The organism is Cognatilysobacter tabacisoli (assembly GCF_003586305.1).
GTDB classification, from domain to species: Bacteria; Pseudomonadota; Gammaproteobacteria; order Xanthomonadales; family Xanthomonadaceae; genus Cognatilysobacter_A; species Cognatilysobacter_A tabacisoli.
In genome coordinates this window covers 15,854-32,532 of the sequence record NZ_QXJI01000001.1, presented here as the reverse complement: position 1 = coordinate 32,532, position 16,679 = coordinate 15,854, and the positions used below count along the sequence as shown (strand labels likewise).

15 protein-coding genes and 1 pseudogene are annotated in these 16,679 nt (G+C 73.9%); 8 read left to right on the top strand and 8 right to left on the bottom strand.

Features of this window, described 5'->3' with window-relative positions; all coding sequences use genetic code 11:
• Positions 1-172: 172 nt before the first annotated feature.
• Together D3A60_RS04600 and D3A60_RS04595 are read right to left on the bottom strand one after the other, a co-directional pair.
• Positions 173-499: a hypothetical protein gene (locus tag D3A60_RS04600; RefSeq protein WP_119717580.1), complete on the bottom strand. Its 327-nt coding sequence runs from the start codon at positions 497-499 to the stop codon at positions 173-175.
• Positions 500-634: 135 nt separating this feature from the next.
• The gene (locus D3A60_RS04595; RefSeq protein WP_119717579.1) at positions 635-1,186 is read right to left on the bottom strand and encodes a YybH family protein; all 552 of its coding nucleotides are present in this window, start codon (positions 1,184-1,186) and stop codon (positions 635-637) included.
• 131 nt (positions 1,187-1,317) lie between these two features.
• Between D3A60_RS04595 and D3A60_RS04590 the strand changes: the two genes are divergently transcribed.
• The 4 genes from D3A60_RS04590 (at position 1,318) to D3A60_RS04575 (ending at position 5,551) form a co-directional block, all read left to right on the top strand.
• Complete coding sequence (locus tag D3A60_RS04590) at positions 1,318-2,556, top strand: alkaline phosphatase family protein (RefSeq protein WP_119717578.1); 1,239 nt, start codon at positions 1,318-1,320, stop codon at positions 2,554-2,556.
• A gap of 111 nt (positions 2,557-2,667) precedes the next feature.
• A complete protein-coding gene (locus tag D3A60_RS04585; protein WP_119717577.1) occupies positions 2,668-4,194 on the top strand; it encodes a DNA-3-methyladenine glycosylase 2 family protein in 1,527 nt (508 codons plus the stop codon).
• Positions 4,191-4,700, top strand: coding sequence for a methylated-DNA--[protein]-cysteine S-methyltransferase (locus D3A60_RS04580; protein WP_119717576.1), 510 nt, complete (start codon positions 4,191-4,193; stop codon positions 4,698-4,700). The genes D3A60_RS04585 and D3A60_RS04580 overlap by 4 nt, the downstream gene beginning before the upstream one ends.
• 44 nt (positions 4,701-4,744) lie before the next feature.
• Positions 4,745-5,551, top strand: a complete 807-nt coding sequence (locus D3A60_RS04575) for an isocitrate lyase/PEP mutase family protein (RefSeq protein ID WP_119717575.1) — start codon at positions 4,745-4,747, stop codon at positions 5,549-5,551.
• Between the two features lie 12 nt (positions 5,552-5,563).
• Here D3A60_RS04575 and D3A60_RS04570 read toward each other — a convergent pair whose 3' ends face one another.
• Positions 5,564-6,925, bottom strand: a complete 1,362-nt coding sequence (locus D3A60_RS04570) for a formimidoylglutamate deiminase (protein WP_119717574.1) — start codon at positions 6,923-6,925, stop codon at positions 5,564-5,566.
• A 91-nt stretch (positions 6,926-7,016) separates the two neighbouring features.
• Here D3A60_RS04570 and hutI point away from each other — a divergent pair, with 91 nt between their 5' ends.
• Both hutI and D3A60_RS04560 read left to right on the top strand, forming a co-directional pair.
• On the top strand, positions 7,017-8,282 hold the full coding sequence (gene hutI / locus D3A60_RS04565) for an imidazolonepropionase (protein WP_119717573.1): 1,266 nt from the start codon (positions 7,017-7,019) through the stop codon (positions 8,280-8,282).
• Between the two features lie 44 nt (positions 8,283-8,326).
• Complete coding sequence (locus D3A60_RS04560; RefSeq protein WP_196778646.1) at positions 8,327-9,538, top strand: dipeptidase; 1,212 nt, start codon at positions 8,327-8,329, stop codon at positions 9,536-9,538.
• A 103-nt stretch (positions 9,539-9,641) separates the two neighbouring features.
• On the opposite strand, the pseudogene D3A60_RS04555 reads toward D3A60_RS04560, so the two are convergent.
• Positions 9,642-9,854 (bottom strand): annotated as a pseudogene (locus tag D3A60_RS04555) (30S ribosomal protein THX); the annotation flags it as partial.
• A 276-nt stretch (positions 9,855-10,130) separates the two neighbouring features.
• The gene (locus D3A60_RS04550) at positions 10,131-10,541 is read right to left on the bottom strand and encodes a MerC domain-containing protein (protein WP_119717571.1); all 411 of its coding nucleotides are present in this window, start codon (positions 10,539-10,541) and stop codon (positions 10,131-10,133) included.
• A gap of 82 nt (positions 10,542-10,623) precedes the next feature.
• Between D3A60_RS04550 and D3A60_RS04545 the strand changes: the two genes are divergently transcribed.
• Positions 10,624-12,798: a TonB-dependent receptor domain-containing protein gene (locus tag D3A60_RS04545; protein WP_119717570.1), complete on the top strand. Its 2,175-nt coding sequence runs from the start codon at positions 10,624-10,626 to the stop codon at positions 12,796-12,798.
• A gap of 94 nt (positions 12,799-12,892) precedes the next feature.
• On the opposite strand, the gene D3A60_RS04540 is transcribed toward D3A60_RS04545, so the two are convergent.
• Positions 12,893-13,387: a transcriptional repressor gene (locus tag D3A60_RS04540; RefSeq protein WP_119717569.1), complete on the bottom strand. Its 495-nt coding sequence runs from the start codon at positions 13,385-13,387 to the stop codon at positions 12,893-12,895.
• Between the two features lie 38 nt (positions 13,388-13,425).
• Complete coding sequence (gene gltX / locus D3A60_RS04535) at positions 13,426-14,832, bottom strand: glutamate--tRNA ligase (protein WP_119717568.1); 1,407 nt, start codon at positions 14,830-14,832, stop codon at positions 13,426-13,428.
• 223 nt (positions 14,833-15,055) lie between these two features.
• Here gltX and lpxH point away from each other — a divergent pair, with 223 nt between their 5' ends.
• Positions 15,056-15,790 carry a UDP-2,3-diacylglucosamine diphosphatase gene (gene lpxH, locus D3A60_RS04530; RefSeq protein WP_119717567.1) on the top strand — a complete coding sequence of 245 codons (735 nt, stop codon included), beginning with the start codon at positions 15,056-15,058 and terminating at the stop codon, positions 15,788-15,790.
• Between the two features lie 21 nt (positions 15,791-15,811).
• On the opposite strand, the gene D3A60_RS04525 is transcribed toward lpxH, so the two are convergent.
• Positions 15,812-16,675 (bottom strand): ferritin-like domain-containing protein, encoded by an 864-nt coding sequence (locus tag D3A60_RS04525; protein ID WP_119717566.1) that lies wholly within the window; start codon positions 16,673-16,675, stop codon positions 15,812-15,814.
• Between the last annotated feature and the right edge of the window lie 4 nt (positions 16,676-16,679).

Below are 16,679 nucleotides of genomic sequence, written 5' to 3'. Positions count from 1 at the left end.
TCCTGCCGGGAAAGCGGGAATTATAGGCAGCGCCGATCGTCGGGCCGGCCCTCGGTCCGCGGGCGCGGATCACTTCGCCGGCGACGGCGTGCGCCACCGCCCGCGTTGCCGCGCGCCACAACGCAAACGCCCGGCACGGGGCCGGGCGTTAGGACGGACGGAAGGCGCGGGCTCAGCGGATCGAGGTGTCGAGCCGGCGCAGCGTCTCGGCCAGGTCGCCGCCCATGCCGGCGCGGTCGAGGTCATCGCGGCTGTACACGCGGCCGCTGGCGACGGTGCAGCGACGCTCGCCTCGGGCGTTGGCGCGCTCGACGATGCGCGACCCGGTCGCGCGCAGGCAGTGGCGGTCGTCGGTGCGCTCGTCGGCCGCCACAGCGGCGGCGTCAGCTGGCGCGGCGACCGGCGCGGGATCGGCGACGGGCGCGCCCTGGGCCATCGCCGCCGATGCGGCGAGCGACAGCAGCACGGCGGTGGTCAAACGGGTCTGGATGCGCTGCATGGGGCACCTCGCGAGGGGATTCGGGACGGGACGGATTGCCCGGCGGCACGCCGACGGCACGCCTCCTGTATACGCCTGCGGCAGCGCACGGGCATGTGCCCCGGGCGCCGGGCCGACGCCGCGTTCAGTGGCGTGTCAGGCCGGCGTGCAGGCCTCGCGCCGCCCGGCGAGGAACGCGTCGACCTGCGCCTGCGTCGCCGGCTTGCCCTCGACGCCATCGTCGAACAGGACCCGCCACGTGCCGTCGGCGTCCTTGTGCCACACCGAGTGGAACGCGCCGATCGAGTAGCGCGGGTTGGCGCCTGGCGCGAGGTCCTCGAACAGCGACGGCCCGCTGGACCACGCGACGTCGCCGACGCCGGGCGCCACGGTGACGCGCGTGGGGTACCAGCGCAGCCGGACCTTTTCGCCGGCGATGATCGTGGCCCAGCCGCGCGTGATCGCCTCGCGACCGCGCATCGGCACCGGCCGGCCGCTGCCGAACGCGGCGTCGGCATGCACGTGCGCGGCGAACGCGGCGGCATCGCGGTCGGCGACCGAGCGGGCGAAGCTCAGCTCGCGCGCCCACACCGCGCACTCGTCGGCGCTGAAGCGCGGGGTCGGCGGCGCGGCCGGGGCGTCGTGTGCCAACGCCGTGGGCACGACCAACGCGAGCAGGACGGCAGGCAGCAGGCGGATGGCGGACATCGGAGTTCCCGGCAGGCGGCCGCGGCCGCGGTCGGACCAGCATCGGCATGGCGCGCCCCCGCCACGAGCGTCGGAAGTCATGCCGTGCCATCGGTCATCGGCCGGTCGCAGCCGCTGGCTAGAATCGCGGCATGCGAATCCTGACCCGCGCGGCGACCGCCGCCCTGCTCGGCGGCCTGCTGGCCGCGTGCGCCACGCCCGCCCCGCCGCTGCGGACCGCCTCGACCGATCCGGTCGTGCTGGTCTCGCTCGACGGCTTCCACCCCGACTACCTCGACCCGTCCCGCACGCCGCACCTGAGCCGGCTGGCGCGCGACGGCGTACGCGCGGCGTGGATGAACCCGTCGTACCCGTCGCTGACGTTCCCGAACCACTACACCGTCGTCACCGGCCTGCGCCCGGACCGCCACGGCATCGTGCAGAACACGATGCGCGATCCGGCGCTCGGCGGCTTCTCGCTGCGCAACCGCGAGGCCGTGTCCGACGGACGCTGGTGGGGCGGCGAGCCGATCTGGGTCACGGCGAAGAAGGCCGGCCTGCCGAACGCGACGATGTTCTGGCCCGGTGCGGAGGCCGCGATCGGCGGCGTGCGGCCGGACCGCTGGCAGCCCTTCGACTACGAGGTGACGATCGAGCAGCGCGTCGACACGGTGGTCGGCTGGATGCGCGAGCCGGTCGCCACCCGCCCGCGCATCACCACGCTGTATTTCGAGCATGTCGACAAGGCCGCGCACGACGCCGGCCCGCAGTCGCCGGAGGCGCTGGCCGCGGTGCGCACGCTCGACGCGGCGATCGGGCGCCTCCTCGACGGCCTGCGCGCCGGCGGCGTCGACGACGAGGTCAACCTCGTGATCGTCTCCGACCACGGCATGGCGGCGGTGCCGCTGCGCAACGCGGTCGCGACCGAGGACATGGTCGACCCCGCGCTGGCCACCCCGGTGTCGTCCGGCCAGTCGCTCGGGTTCGCGCCGGTGGCGGGGCGCGAGCGCGAGGCGGAGGCGGCGCTGCTCGGCCGCCACGCGCGCTACGAGTGCTGGCGCAAGGGTGAACTGCCGGCGCGCTGGCACTACGGCCGCCACCCGCGCGTGCCGCCGATCGTGTGCCAGATGGACGAGGGCTGGGACGCCGGCTCGCGCGAGTGGCTGCAGCGACGCGACCGCGACGGCGTGCGCGGCTCGCACGGCTTCGATCCGGCGCTGCCGTCGATGCGCGCGGTGTTCATCGCGCACGGCCCGGCGTTCCGCCGCGGCGTGACGCTGCCGGCGTTCGACAACGTCGACGTGTACCCGCTGCTGGCGCGGCTGGTCGGCGTCGCGCCGGTGCCGAACGACGGCGATCCGCGCACGCTGGCGCCCGCGCTGAGCGACTGACCGCGCGCGCGATCCGCGTCGCAGTGCCGGCGCGATGTGCCGGAATTGCGCATCCACGTCGATGTCCGAATCCGGCCAGTCCGTGCATCGACCCGGTGCTAGCCTGCCGGCATGCCGTCGAATCCGATCGCCCCGCACGACCTGCCCGCGCCGGCGCCGCCCGACGCGCAGGTGTGCGAGCAGGCGCGCCGCAGCCGCGATGCGCGCTTCGATGGCCTGTTCTTCACCGCCGTGCCGAGCACGCGCATCTACTGCCGGCCGGTGTGCCCGGCGCCGTTCGCGCGCCGCGTCGAATACTTCCGCCACGCCGCGGCCGCCGAAGCCGCCGGCTACCGGCCTTGCCTGCGCTGCCGGCCGGAGCTGTCGCCTGACGATGGCAGCTGGCGGCGCGGCGACGCGGCGCTGGCGCGCGCGCTGAAGCTGATCGACGAAGGCGCCTTGGCCGAGCAGCCGCTCGCGGCGCTGGCCGCGCGCGTGCACCTGGGCGAGCGCCAGCTGCGGCGCCTGTTCGTCGAGCGCATCGGCGTCGCGCCCGGCGGCGTGCACGGCACGCGCCGGCTGCTGTTCGCCAAGCAGCTGCTGACCGAGACCGCGCTGCCGATCACCGAAATCGCGCTGGCGTCCGGCTTCACCAGCGTGCGCCGCTTCAACGCGGCGTTCCTCGACGCGTACCGCATGGCCCCGCGCGAGCTGCGCCGGCAGGTGCGCGACGACGTGCCCGCGGCCAGCGGTCGTCCGCTTACGCTGCGGCTGGGCTACCGGCCGCCGTACGACTTCACGTCGATGCTGGCGTTCCTGCGCGGCCGCGCGCTGCCGGGGGTCGAGGCGGTCGACGACGCCAGCTACGTGCGCGTCATCGGCACGCCGGACGCGCCGGGCTGGCTGCGCGTCGCCCACGCCGACCGCGACCACGCGCTGCTGCTGACCGTGCACGGTGCAGCGCCGGCGCAGCTGCTCGGCATCGTCGGGCGGCTGCGGCGGATGTTCGACCTCGACGCCGACCCGCAGGCGATCGGCGACGCGCTGCGCGCGAGCGCGCGGCTGCGGCCGCTGCTGGACGCACGCCCCGGACTGCGGCTGCCCAGCGGCTGGGACGGCTTCGAGATCGCGGTGCGCGCGGTGATCGGACAGCAGGTCAGCGTGGCCGCGGCGCGCACGCTGACCGCGCGGCTGGCGCGCCGCTACGGCCACGCGCTTCCGGCGGCGATCGCGCAGGAGGCGCCCGGCATCGAGCACCTGTTCCCGACGCCCGATGCCCTGGTCGACGCCGACCTCGCGTCGATCGGCCTGACCCGGGCGCGCGCCGACACCGTGCGCACGCTGTCGGCGGCGCTGCTCGACGGCCGCGTGGACTTCCGCCGCGAGCGCACGCTCGACGACTTCGTCGCGCACTGGGTCGCGCTGCCCGGCATCGGCACGTGGACCGCCAACTACATCGCTCTGCGCGCGCTCGGCCACCCCGACGCATTCCTGGCGGACGACCTGGTGCTGCAGCGCGCGACGCCGGGCGACGGCACGCGGCTGACCGCGCGCGCGCTCACCGCGCGGGCCGAGGCGTGGCGGCCGTGGCGCGGCTACGCGGTCATCCACCTGTGGCGCGATTCGATGGCGCCCGCCGGCGTGGGCGCCGCCGCATGACCGGCGTGCGCACCACGATCGGCAGCCCGGTCGGCCCGCTGCTTCTGGCCGCCGACGAGGGAGGCCTGCGGCTGATCGAGTTCGCGTCGCCGCGGCACCCGGTGGCGCTTGGCGACGGCTGGGTCGACGGCGACAGCGCCGTGCTCGACGCCGCGCGGGCGCAGCTCGGCGAGTACTTCGCCGGCACGCGGCGCACGTTCGACCTGCCGCTCGCGCCGCGCGGCACCGCGTTCCAGCGTTCGGTGTGGTCGGCGCTGGCCGGCATTCCGTACGGCGCGACCGTCAGCTACCAGGACCTCGCCACGCGGCTCGGCGCACCGACGGCGACGCGCGCGGTCGGCGCCGCCAACGGCCGCAACCCGCTGCCGATCGTGCTGCCGTGCCACCGCGTGATCGGCGCCAACGGCGCGCTGACCGGCTTCGGCGGCGGCCTGCCGACGAAGGCCTTCCTGCTGCGGCTGGAAGGCGCGCTGCCGGACGCGGCCGACCTGTTCGCGATGGGCTGAGCGTCGCGCCCTGCCCGTCTCCCTTCCCCCGACGGAGTGTCCCGATGAGCACTGACCTGCACGCCCGATTCGCCGCGCTCCACGATTCCGCCTCCCCGCTGCTGCTGCCGAACGCCTGGGACGCCGCGAGCGCGCGGCTGTGGGAATCGCTCGGGGCGCGCGCCGTCGCCACCAGCAGCGCCGCACTGGCGTGGGCCTGCGGCTATGCCGACGGCGGCAAGTTGCCGCGCGACGTGCTGCTGCACGCCACGCGCGCGATCCTCCGCGTGTGCTCGGTGCCGGTGACGGTCGACGTCGAGGACGGCTACGCCGCCGACCCGGCCGCCGTCGCGGCGCTGGTGCGCGACGTCGCCGCCGCCGGCGCGGTCGGCATCAACCTCGAGGACGGCGGCGGCGATCCCGCGGTGCTGGCGGCGAAAATCCGCGCGATCCGCGATGCGCTCGGCGCCACGCCGCTGTTCGTCAACGCCCGCACCGACGTCTACCTGCGCGGGCTGGCGAGCGGCGCGGACGCGGTCGCGATGACGACCGAGCGGCTGGCCCTCTACCGCGAGGCCGGTGCCGACGGCGGCTTCGTGCCGGGGCTGGTCGACGCCGACGCCGCCGCGCAGATCGCCCAAGCGGTGCCGCTGGCGATCAACGTGATGGCGCTGCCGTCGCTCGCCCCGGTCGACGCGCTGGCCCGCGCCGGCGTGCGCCGGATCAGCGCGGGGCCGGGGCTGTTCGATGCGGCCTACGGCGCCGGACGCGACGCGACCCGTGCGTTCCTCGCCGGCGAACTGCCGGCCGGCGGCGGCGGCAAGCTCGACTACGCGGCGATGAACGCGCTGTTCGCCGGCCTGCCGGCGTAGCCGCGGCGCGGCTCAGTCGCGCAGCAGCTCGCCCATCGTCGCGCCGAAGCGCGCGGCGATGGCGTCGCGGTCGCGGTGGCGGCCGCCCTCGACCACGCGCACGCCGCCGACGAGGACGTCGCGCACCAGGTTGCGGTTGCCGTTGAATACCCAGCGGTCGATCGCGTCGCGCTCGTGCAGGCCGGCGAATGCCGGCGCGCCAGTGTCGAGCACGACCGCGTCGGCGAACGCGCCGTCGACGAGCGCGCCAGTCGCGTGGCCGGTGGCGTGTTGCGCGCTGGCGATCACGCCGGCCAGCAGCGTGTCGCCGACGCTGGCCCCGTCGCCGCTGGCCGCGATGTTGCGCTGGCGCGCCTGCAGCCGCTGGCCGTACTCGAGCCAGCGCAGCTCCTCGACCGGCGACACCGACACGTGCGAGTCCGAGCCGATGCCCCACGCGCCGCCGGCGTCGAGGTAGGCGCGCAGCGGGAACAGGCCGTCGCCGAGGTTGGCCTCGGTGGTCGGGCAGATCGCCACGGTCGCCCCGCTGCCGGCGATGCCCTGCACTTCCGCGTCGTCGAGGTGGGTCGCGTGCACCAGCGTCCAGCGCCAGTCGACCGCCGCGTTGTCCAGCAGCCACTGCACCGGCCGTGCGCCGCGCACGGCGACGCATTCGTCGACCTCGGCCACCTGCTCGGCGATGTGCACGTGCACGGGCATCGCCGGCGGGATCGCCGCCAGCACCTCGGCCATCGCGCGCGGCGGCACCGCGCGCAGGCTGTGCAGCGCGACGCCGATGCGCACCGCGTCGCCGCTGTCTTCGGCCAGCGTGTCGAGCAGGTGCAGGTAGGCGTCGACGCGGTGGCCGAAGCGGCGCTGGCGCGGCGACAGCTCGCGCCCGTCGAATCCGCCGGTCATGTACAGCACCGGCAGCAGGGTCAGGCGGATGCCGGTGTCGCGCGCGGCGGCGATCAGCGCGTGCGACATCGTCGCCGCCTCGGCGTAGGTCTGCCCGTCCGGCGCGTGGTGCAGGTAGTGGAACTCGCACACGCTGGTGTAGCCGGCCTCGAGCATCTCGACGTAGAGCTGGCACGCGATCGCGTGCAGCGACTCCGGTCCGATCCGCGCGGCGAAGCGGTACATGGTCTCGCGCCAGGTCCAGAACGAGTCGTTCGCCGGGTCGCCATGCGTGGCGTCGCCGCGGCGTTCGGCCAGCCCGGCCATCGCGCGCTGGAACGCGTGCGAGTGCAGGTTGGCGATGCCGGGTACGACCCACGCCTCGCCGCCGCCGGCGTGCTCGGTCGAGCCGATCCGTCCGTCCGTCGCAACGTGCAGGCGCCGGTCGCGCTGCCAGCCGGCGGGGGTCCACAGTCGCGACGCATCGATCGGGTTCATGCGTCCGATTGTCGCGCGATGCGCGGGTCGCGGCGAGCTGCTCGTGGAGCGCGTCGGGCCGAGCCGCGGGCGGGGCCGCTAGACTGGCGCCATGACCGACACGATTCGACGCGACGACGGACAGGACGATGCCACCCCGTGGGACGGGCTGATTGTCGGCGCGTCGCTGGCGACGCTCGATGCCGTCGACGGCTACGGCGAGATCGCCGACGCGGCGCTGGGCTGGCGCGACGGCGTGCTGACGTACGTCGGCCGGCGCGCCGACCTGCCGGACGCGCCGCAGGCGCTGGCGCGCGAGGTCGTCCAGGCCACCGGCTGGATCACCCCGGGCCTGGTCGACTGCCACACCCACGTGGTATTCGCCGGCAACCGCGCGCGCGAGGCGGAGATGCGCCTGCAGGGCGCGAGCTACGAGGCGATCGCACGCGCCGGCGGCGGCATCGCGTCGACGGTGCGCGCGGTCCGCGAGGCCAGCGAGGGCGAGCTGCTCGCGCAGTCCCTGCCGCGCGCGCGCGCGCTGCGCGACGACGGCGTCACCACGCTCGAGATCAAGTCCGGCTACGGGCTCGACGAAGCCAACGAAGCCAAGATGCTGCGCGTCGCGCGCGACGTCGGCACGACGCTCGGCATCGACGTGCGCACCACCTACCTCGCCGCGCACGCGCTGCCGGCCGAATACGCCGGCCGCGCCGACGACTACATCGAGGCCGCATGCGCATGGCTGCCGCGGCTGCACGCCGACGGGCTGGTCGACGCGGTCGATGCGTTCTGCGAGGGCATCGGCTTCACGCCGGCGCAGACCGCGCGCATGTTCGACGCGGCGCGCGCGCTCGGCCTGCCGGTCAAGCTGCATGCCGACCAGCTCAGCGACCTCGGCGGCGCGGCGCTGGTGGCCGGGTTCGACGGGCTGTCGGCCGACCACGTCGAGTACACGTCGGAAGACGGCGTCGCCGAGATGGCCGCGCGCGGCAGCGTCGCGGTGCTGCTGCCGGGCGCGTTCCACGTGCTGCGCGAAACCCGGCTGCCGCCGCTCGACGCGTTCCGCGCGCACGGCGTGCCGATGGCGGTGGCCACCGACTGCAACCCCGGCACGTCGCCGCTGCTGTCGCTGCGCCAGGCGATGCAGCTGGCGTGCACGCACTTCCGCCTGACGCCGGAGGAAGCGCTGCGCGGCGCCACCACGCACGCTGCGCGCGCGCTCGGCCTGTCCGACCGCGGCGCGCTGCGGGCCGGGCTGCGCGCCGACTTCGTGCAGTGGGACGTCGGCCATCCGTCGGAGCTGTGCTACTGGCTGGGCGGCGTACTGGCGCGCGCGGTGTTCGCCGGCGGCCGCCGGGTCGCCGGCGCGCCCACGTGATCCGCAACGATTTCTCTCCTTTCCTCGTAGTCCGGAACTCCGCCATGACGATGCGTCGCACCGCCCTCCTCGCCTCCGTTGCCCTCGCCATTGCCGCGCTGGCACCGCCCACCGCCGCGCAGGCGCCGGCGCGCGCGGTGCAGCTGGCGCAGGACGCGCTGATCGTCGACACCCACATCGACGCGCCGTACGCGCTGCGCGAGCGCTGGGACGATCTCGGTGTCAGTTCCGACAAGGAGTTCGACTACCCGAAGGCGCGCGCCGGCGGCTTGGACGTCGCGTTCATGTCGATCTACACCTCGCCGCAGCAGGACGCCGACGGCAGCGCGCGCGCCGTTGCGCACGCGCAGATCGACGCGGTCGAAGCGCTGGCCGCGCGTCATCCCGACAAGTTCGCGCTGCTGCGCTCACCGCGGGACGTGGCGCGGCACCGCGGCGACGGCCGCGTGCTGCTGGCGCTCGGCATGGAGAACGGCGCGCCGCTTGGCGACGACCTCGCGCAGCTGGCGGTGTTCCACGCGCGCGGCGTCCGCTACGTGACGCTGGCGCACAGCAAGAACAACCGCCTGGCCGACTCGTCGTACGCGCTGGAGAAGCAGTGGGACGGCCTGAGCCCGCTCGGCGAGCGGGCCGTGCGCGAGATGAACCGCCTCGGGATGATGGTGGACGTGTCGCACCTGTCCGACGACGCGGTGCGTGACGTCCTCGCGCTCAGCAAGGCGCCGGTGATCGCCAGCCATTCCGGCCTGCGCCACTTCACGCCCGGCTTCGAGCGCAACCTCAGCGACGAGCTCGCCCGCGCCGTGGCGGCGAAGGGCGGCGTGCTACAGCTGGTCTTCGGCAGCGGCTTCGTCAACCCGCAGGCGGCGGCCGACACCCAGGCGTACTTCCGCGCCGCGGCCGAGTTCGAGCGCGAGAACGCCGCCGCGAAAGCGGCCGGGCGCCCGCTGCGCAGCGAGGCGGACTTCGATCAGGCCTGGGACGCGGCGCACCCGACGCCGGAGACGCGGATCGGCGCGGTGCTCGACCAGGTCGACCACGCCGTGAAGCTGATGGGCATCGACCACGTCGGGATCGGCTCGGACTTCGACGGGGTCGGCGGCAAGCTGCCGGTCGAACTGCGCACCGTCGCCGACTACCCGAACCTGGTCGCCGGCCTGCAGGCGCGCGGCTACGGCGACGCCGACATCGGCAAGATCCTCGGCGGCAACCTGATGCGCGTGTGGCGCGCGGTCGAGGCCGGCGCCGCGCGCTGACCGACAGGCATGCGCGAGGCCGCGGGCCCGGCACTCGGGCACCGGCAGGCACCCACAAAAAAGCCCCGCATCGCGGGGCTTTCCGGTCAGCGCCTTGGGGCGCTTACTCCTTCGACGCAGCCTTCTTCACCGCGACCTTCTTCGCCGGTGCCTTGGCGACGGTCTTGGTCGCGGCCTTCTTTGCGACCGGCGCGGCGGCGGTGCCGGCGGCCTTGGTCACGGCCTTCGAGGCGCGGGCGTTGCCGTAGCTGGAGTTGTAGCGCTTGCCCTTGGCGGTCTTGCGGTCGCCCTTACCCATGTTCGTGCTCCTGAAGCTGTCTGTGCCCGCAGCGGGTGCGGAAGGTGGTCGTTGAAACGCGGTCGCGGCTCGCGCGAGGCCGCGAAGTCTATCACGCGGGCCTTGCCGCCCGGCCCCTCAGGCATCGCCCCGCTTCCGTTCAGCCGCGCGGGGATCGCGTCGTCGTCGCGCTCCTCATCGGAGGAGAGCCCCCTTGCAAGGGGGCGCGCCGAAGGCGGGGGGATGAAGGAATCAGAGCCGGGGCCCAAGTTTTGCAAAGCCAAACTTGGGATTGATCCAATGCGCCGCATTGGATCAATGCACGCAGCTCGCGTCGTGAACGTGTCCGTGGTTGAGCCGCAGGTTGGCCAGGTGCGCCAGCGCAACCAGGGTGCCGCCGATCGTCATCGCGACCGCGTGCGGGATCACCGACTGGTGCAGTGGCGGGTACAGCACGCCGAACCACAGGATCGCCAGGCCCGGGACCAGCAGCGACAGCGCCTGCAGCGTCCGGTGGCGGCGGTAGCCCCAGGCCAGCGTGAACAGCCCCAGCAGGGTGGCGAAAACCACGAACCCCTGCTCGAACCCGTCCCCGCCGATCGCCGAAATCCCGAACGCGGGCAGCAGCGCCACCACCGCCGGCAGCAGCGCGCAGTGCGCGGCGCACAGCAGGGAGCCGGCGGCGCCGAGGCGATCAAGGAGCTGGCGGGTGCGGGACGGCGGCATGAACCATGACTTTCGGGAGGGGGGTGTCGCTCGACAGTTATACTATAACATTACGCATCCCCGGTCTCGACCTTTATACCCGATGCCCACGCCGAACCGCCCCCGCGCCCTGACCACCCGCCGCCTGCCGCTTGCGCTCGCCCTGGCCGCCGCCGTGTCGACGGCGTACGCCGCCCCTGCCCCGCAGCAGCACGACCACGACCCGGTCGAGCTCGATCGCGTCGAAGTGCGAGCCACCCCGCTGGCCGGCACCGCCGAGGACCTCGCGCGCCCGGTCGAGGTGCTGACCGGCGAACGACTCGACGAGGTCAAGGCCAACTCGATCGGCGAGACCGTGTCGAAGCTGCCCGGCGTGCAGTCGTCGTACTTCGGCCCCGGCGTCGGCCGTCCGATCGTGCGCGGCTTCGACGGCGCGCGCGTGCAGGTGCTCAGCGACGGGCTCAGCTCCGGCGACGTGTCGACGGTCAGCGTCGACCACGCGGTGTCGATCGAGCCGTTCCTGGCCGACCAGATCGAGGTGCTGAAGGGCCCGGCGACGCTGCTGTACGGCAGCGGCGCCATCGGCGGCGCTGTCAACGTCATCGACGGCCGCGTGCCCGAGCGCGTCACCGACGAGCCGCTGCAGGGCCGCGCCGAACTGCGCGCCGGCTCGGTCAACGATGAGCGCGCCGGCATGGTGCGTCTGGACGGCACGTCGGCCTCGGGCCGGTTCGTGTTCCACATCGACGGCCTGCACCGCGAGACCGGCGACTACGAGATCCCCGGCTACGCCGAAAGCGCCGCGCTGCTGGCCGAGGAAGGCGAGACGCCCGACCCGGCCGACCGCGGCGTGCTGGCGAACAGCGCGCTGCGCACCGACGCCGGCGCGCTCGGCGGGTCGTGGATCTTCGACCGCGGCTTCCTCGGCGCCAGCGTCAACCTGTTCAACACCCGCTACGGCGTGCCCGGCCATGCGCACGAAGAGCACGAAGAAGAGGCGCACGAGGGCGAGGCGCACGAAGGCGAGGAAGGCGAAGCGCCGGTGCGCATCGTGATGGACCAGCGCCGCACCGAGGTGCGCGGCGGGCTCGACGGGCTCGGCCCGTTCGAATCTCTGCGGATCAAGCTGGCCAACACCGACTACACCCACACCGAGTTCGAGGGCGAAGAGGTCGGCACTGTCTTCGACAACACCACCAACGAGGCGCGGCTGGAACTGGCGCACCGCCCGTGGGGCGGCGTCGACGGCGCGTTCGGCCTGCAGTGGTCGGATCGCGATTTCGTCGCGATCGGCGAGGAGGCGTTCGTGCCGGCGTCGCGCTCGCGCGACCTGGGCCTGTTCTGGATCGGCGAGCGCCGCTTCAGCGACGTCAAGCTCGAGGTCGGCGCCCGCCACGACCGCAACGAGGTCGCCGTCGACGCCAGCGAGGCGATCGGCCCGTCGCGCGATTTCGACACCACCAGCGCATCGGCCGCACTGAAATGGGACGCAACCGACGCGCTGCATTTCTCGTTCGGCCTCGACCGCGCGCAGCGGTCGCCGACCGCCGAGGAGCTCTACTCGGACGGCCTGCACGTGGCGACCGCGAGCGTCGAGCTCGGCGCGCCGGACCTCGACGTGGAAACCGCGAACCGGGCCGAACTCGGCCTGCACTGGCACGCCGGCCCGCTGAAGTTCAACGCCGCGCTGTACGAGGTCCGCTTCGACGACTTCATCTACCTGGCCGACACCGGCGTCGACACCGACGACGGCCCGGTGCGCGCGTGGACGCAGGGCGATGCCCGCTTCCGCGGCGCGGAGGCGTCGCTGGACTGGTCGATCGCCGACAACGCCAGCGGCGCGTGGAACCTGCGCGTATTCGGCGACGTCGTGCGCGGCGAGCTCGACGGCAGCGGATCGCGCGACGTGTCGCTGGCGCTCGAGGACGGCACGGTCGACGTGTCGCTGCCCAACAGCGGCAACCTGCCGCGGATCGCGCCGTCGCGCGTCGGCGGCGAACTGCGATGGGAGCGCGGCCCGCTGCACGCCTCGCTCGGCGCGGTGCGCTACGCGCGCCAGGACGACGTCGCCGCGTTCGAGACCGCGACGCCGGGCTACACGCTGGTCGACGCACACGTGTCGTGGCACGTCGACACCGAGTCGGGCAACGGCTGGGAACTGTTCCTCGACGGTCGAAACCTGCTGGACGAGGAGGCGCGCGTGCACACCTCGCCGCTGAAGGACCTCGCCCCGCTGCCGGGCCGCGGCGTCACCGTCGGCGTGCGCGCGTACTTCTGATCGACCGGGACCGTGCGCCGCGCCGGGAATCGGGCGCGGCGCATGCGCGCAGCGCGGCGTCAGGCCGCTTTGCGATGCGCGCGCGCGTGCGCGCTCAGCCGGTCGCCGGCCGCGCCGCGCACGCCGCGCAGACGCCGTGCACTTCCAGCGTCTGCGCGCGCGGCACGAAGCCGATCGCCCGCGCCTTTTCGTCGAGCAGCGCGACGATGCGTTCGTCTTCGAGCTCGGTCGCCGACTGGCAGCGGTCGCAGATCAGGAACGGCACTGCGTGCTGCTCGCCGCCCGGGTGGTGGCAGCCGACGAACGCGTTGATCGACGCGAGCCGGTGGATGAAACCGTGCTCGAGCAGGAAGTCGAGCGCGCGGTAGACGGTCGGCGGTGCCGCGCCGGCCTGCGTGGCCTTCATCTGGTCGAGCAGTTCGTAGGCCTTGACCGGCCGGCCGGCGTCGGCGATCAGCCGCAGCGCGTTCGCGCGGATCGGCGTGAGCCGCAACCCGCGCGCCTCGCACGCCCGCTCGACCTCGGCCACGAAGGCGTCGCCGTCGTGGACGTGGTGGCTCGGGTCGGTGCAGGCGTGGTCGTGGGCCATCGTGGGGTCTCCGCCGGTGCGCGGCGCGTACCGCTGATCTAGGCGCGCGCTGGCAGCATTGCAAGGGCCGCGTCGATCCGGCGCAGCGCCTCGTCGCGCCCGGCCAGGTACACCGTGTGCGAGATGTCGGGGCTGACCTGGGTGCCGGTGATCGCCACGCGCAGCGGCTGGGCGACCTTGCCCATGCCCAGTCCGAGCGATTCGGCCGCCGCGTGCAGCGCGGCGCCGACGGCGTCGGCCGACCACGTTGTCAGCGCGTCGAGCTGCGCCCGAGCGGCGGCCAGCGGCGCCTGCGCGGCGGCCGTCAGGTGCTTGGCCACGGCCGCGTCGTCGTACTGCGCCAGCGGCCCGAACCACACCGCCGAGCGCTCGGCCATGTCCTTCAGCGTCTGCACGCGATCGCGCAGCGCGACCACGAGGTCGGCCGCGGCGGGGCCGCACGCAAGGTCGTAGCCGGCCGCGCGCAGGTGCCATTCCAGGTGCGGCGCGACGGCCGCCGGATCGTCGCTCTTCAGGTACTGCTGGTTCAGCCAGCCGAGCTTGGCCGGGTCGAGGCGCGAGGCCTTGGCGTTGACGTCCTTCAAGTCGAACAGCGCCTTCATCTCGTCGATCGAGAAGATCTCCTGGTCGCCGTGCGACCAGCCCAGCCGCACCAGGTAGTTCAGCAGCGCGTGCGGCAGGTAGCCCATGTCGCGGTACTGCATGACGTCGGCCGCACCGGTGCGCTTGGACAGCTTGGCGCCGTCCGGGTCGAGGATCATCGGCAGGTGCGCGAAGTGCGGCACCTCGGCGCCGAGCGCGCGGTAGATGTTGATCTGCCGCGGGGTGTTGTTGACGTGGTCGTCGCCGCGCACCACGTCGGTGATGCGCATGTCGAGATCGTCGACGACGACCGCGAAGTTGTAGGTCGGGTAGCCGTCCGAGCGGACGATCACCAGGTCGTCGAGTTCGCTGTTGGCGATCTCGATGCGGCCCTTGACCTTGTCATCCCACGCGACGGTGCCGTCGAGCGGATTCTTGAAGCGGATCACCCGGTTCGGGTCGTCGCGGCGCGGTTCGTTGCGGTCGCGGTACGCGCCGTTGTAGCGCGGCTTCTCCTTCGCCGCCTCGGCCGCGGCGCGCATCGCCTCGAGCTCGTCCTTGGTCTCGTACGCGTAGTACGCGGTGCCGGCGGCGACCATCTGCTCGGCGACTTCGCGATACCGGTCCAGCCGCTGGGTCTGGTAGACGGGGCCCTCGTCGTAGTCGAGGCCGAGCCACTCCATCGCCTGCAGGATCGCGTCGATCGCCGCCTGCGTGCTGCGCTCCTGGTCGGTGTCCTCGATGCGCAGGATGAACTGCCCGCCGCGGCGGCGCGCCTCCAGCCAGCAGTACAGCGCGGTGCGCGCGCCGCCGATGTGCAGGTAGCCGGTGGGGCTGGGGGCGAAGCGGGTGCGGCAGCTCATGCGAGGCTCGATCGACGGCGGAATCGCGGGATTTTACCGGACCGGGGCGGACGGGGCCGGGCGCGGGCGCCGGCCTGCCCGCGTGCAGCCAGCCGCGCGCCGACGCACCGGCCGGCCACCCAGGCCCGTTAAGTGCGCTGAGGGCAGGACCGCGCGGGCGGCCGAGGGCGGTGAGCCGCATCGGGCAGCCGAGTCGGATGGTGAGCGACCCTACAATGGCCGCATGACCACGCTCTTTGTCTCCGATCTCCACCTCGACGCCGAACGTCCGCAGGTCACCGAGCTGTTCACCCGCTTCCTGCACGACGAGGGCCGCCGCGCCGACGCGCTGTACGTGCTCGGCGACCTGTTCGAGGCCTGGGTCGGCGACGACGACCCGTCCGAGGTCGGCGAGGTCACCGCGCGGGCGCTGCGCGCCGTGCACGACGCCGGGGTGCCGACGTACTTCATCCGCGGCAACCGCGACTTCCTGCTCGGCGAGGCGTTCGCCCAGCGCGCCGGCATGACGATCCTGCCCGACCCCGCGGTCGTGCTGCTGCACGGCCGCCCGACCCTGCTGATGCACGGCGACCTGCTGTGCACCGACGACGTCGCCTACCAGCAGTTCCGCGCGCAGACCCGCCACCCCGACTGGCAGCGGCAGTTCCTCGCCCAGCCGCTGCCCGCGCGGCTGGCGTTCGCGCAAGCCGCGCGCGCCGCGAGCCGCGCACACCAGGGCGGGCTGCAGGCGCAGGGGACGATGGAGTCGATTACCGACGTCGCGCCGGCGGCGGTCGCCGCGACGCTGTCGCAGTACGGCATCGACCGCGTCATCCACGGCCACACCCACCGCCCCGCGATCCACGACCTGCACGTCGACGGCCGCGACGCACAGCGGATCGTGCTCGGCGACTGGTACGAGCAGGGCTCGGTGCTGCGCGTCGACGACCGCGGCGTGTCGCTCGACGCCCTCGCCTGACGGGCGCCTGCGCGCAGCGCGTCAGCCGGTGCCGATCGCGACCGCGCGGTCGCCGTCGGCGAACTCCGACAGCAGACGCAGCTCCTCGGCATCGAAGCCGGCGGCGCTGCGCGCCTTGAGGTTGAACGGCCCGTAGAGCACCGCGCGCGCGTACTGCGACAGCAGCCGGCGGAACGTGGGCCCCGGCGCGACGCCGGCGCGCTCGCAGTACCAGCGGAACCAGCGCGAGCCGGCCGCAACGTGGCCGACCTCCTCGCGCAGGATCACCTCGAGGATGTCGGCGGTCGCGTCGTCGCCGAGCGCGCGGAGCTTGGCGATCATGCCGGGCGTGACGTCGAGCCCGCGCGCCTCGAGGACGCGCGGCACCAGCGCCATCCGCGACAGGCCGTCGTGCGCGGTCTTCTCGGCCATCTCCCACAGGCCGTTGTGCGCGTCGAAGTCGCCGTAGTCGTGGCCGAGTTCCTGCAGCCGCGCGCGCAGCAGCGCGAAGTGGCGCGCCTCGTCGGCGGCGATCGACACCCAGTCGGCGTAGAAGTCCGCGGGCAGGCCGCGAAAGCGGTATGCGGCGTCCCACGCGAGGTCGATCGCGTTGAACTCGATGTGCGCGACGGCGTGGATGAACGCCGCGCGGCCGGCGACGCTGCCGAAGCCGCGCCGCGGCAGCTCGCGCGGGTGCACCAGCTTCGGCGTCGGTGGACGGCCGGGCATGCGGATCGGCTCGGGCTCGACGGCGCTGTCGACCGACAGCTCGCCGCGCGCGAACGCTTGCGCGGCCGCGGCGGTCAGCGCGAGCTTCGCGTCGGGCGTGTCGGCATCGAGGCAGGCGCACGCGGCGGTGAACAGGCAGCCGCCGAACGCGGCGACGTCGCGCGCGCCGGCGTCCACGATG

Excerpts from the sequence above, each read along its gene's own strand:
- lpxH (WP_119717567.1), top strand. The coding sequence starts at position 15,056 with ATGACCACGCTCTTTGTCTCCGATCTCCACCTCGACGCCGAACGTCCG.
- hutI (WP_119717573.1), top strand. The coding sequence starts at position 7,017 with ATGACCGACACGATTCGACGCGACGACGGACAGGACGATGCCACCCCG.
- D3A60_RS04595 (WP_119717579.1), bottom strand. The coding sequence starts at position 1,186 with ATGTCCGCCATCCGCCTGCTGCCTGCCGTCCTGCTCGCGTTGGTCGTG.
- gltX (WP_119717568.1), bottom strand. The coding sequence starts at position 14,832 with ATGAGCTGCCGCACCCGCTTCGCCCCCAGCCCCACCGGCTACCTGCAC.
- D3A60_RS04575 (WP_119717575.1), top strand. The coding sequence starts at position 4,745 with ATGAGCACTGACCTGCACGCCCGATTCGCCGCGCTCCACGATTCCGCC.
- D3A60_RS04540 (WP_119717569.1), bottom strand. The coding sequence starts at position 13,387 with ATGGCCCACGACCACGCCTGCACCGACCCGAGCCACCACGTCCACGAC.
- D3A60_RS04550 (WP_119717571.1), bottom strand. The coding sequence starts at position 10,541 with ATGCCGCCGTCCCGCACCCGCCAGCTCCTTGATCGCCTCGGCGCCGCC.
- D3A60_RS04580 (WP_119717576.1), top strand. The coding sequence starts at position 4,191 with ATGACCGGCGTGCGCACCACGATCGGCAGCCCGGTCGGCCCGCTGCTT.
- D3A60_RS04590 (WP_119717578.1), top strand. The coding sequence starts at position 1,318 with ATGCGAATCCTGACCCGCGCGGCGACCGCCGCCCTGCTCGGCGGCCTG.
- D3A60_RS04600 (WP_119717580.1), bottom strand. The coding sequence starts at position 499 with ATGCAGCGCATCCAGACCCGTTTGACCACCGCCGTGCTGCTGTCGCTC.
- D3A60_RS04545 (WP_119717570.1), top strand. The coding sequence starts at position 10,624 with ATGCCCACGCCGAACCGCCCCCGCGCCCTGACCACCCGCCGCCTGCCG.
- D3A60_RS04570 (WP_119717574.1), bottom strand. The coding sequence starts at position 6,925 with ATGAACCCGATCGATGCGTCGCGACTGTGGACCCCCGCCGGCTGGCAG.
- D3A60_RS04560 (WP_196778646.1), top strand. The coding sequence starts at position 8,327 with ATGACGATGCGTCGCACCGCCCTCCTCGCCTCCGTTGCCCTCGCCATT.
- D3A60_RS04585 (WP_119717577.1), top strand. The coding sequence starts at position 2,668 with ATGCCGTCGAATCCGATCGCCCCGCACGACCTGCCCGCGCCGGCGCCG.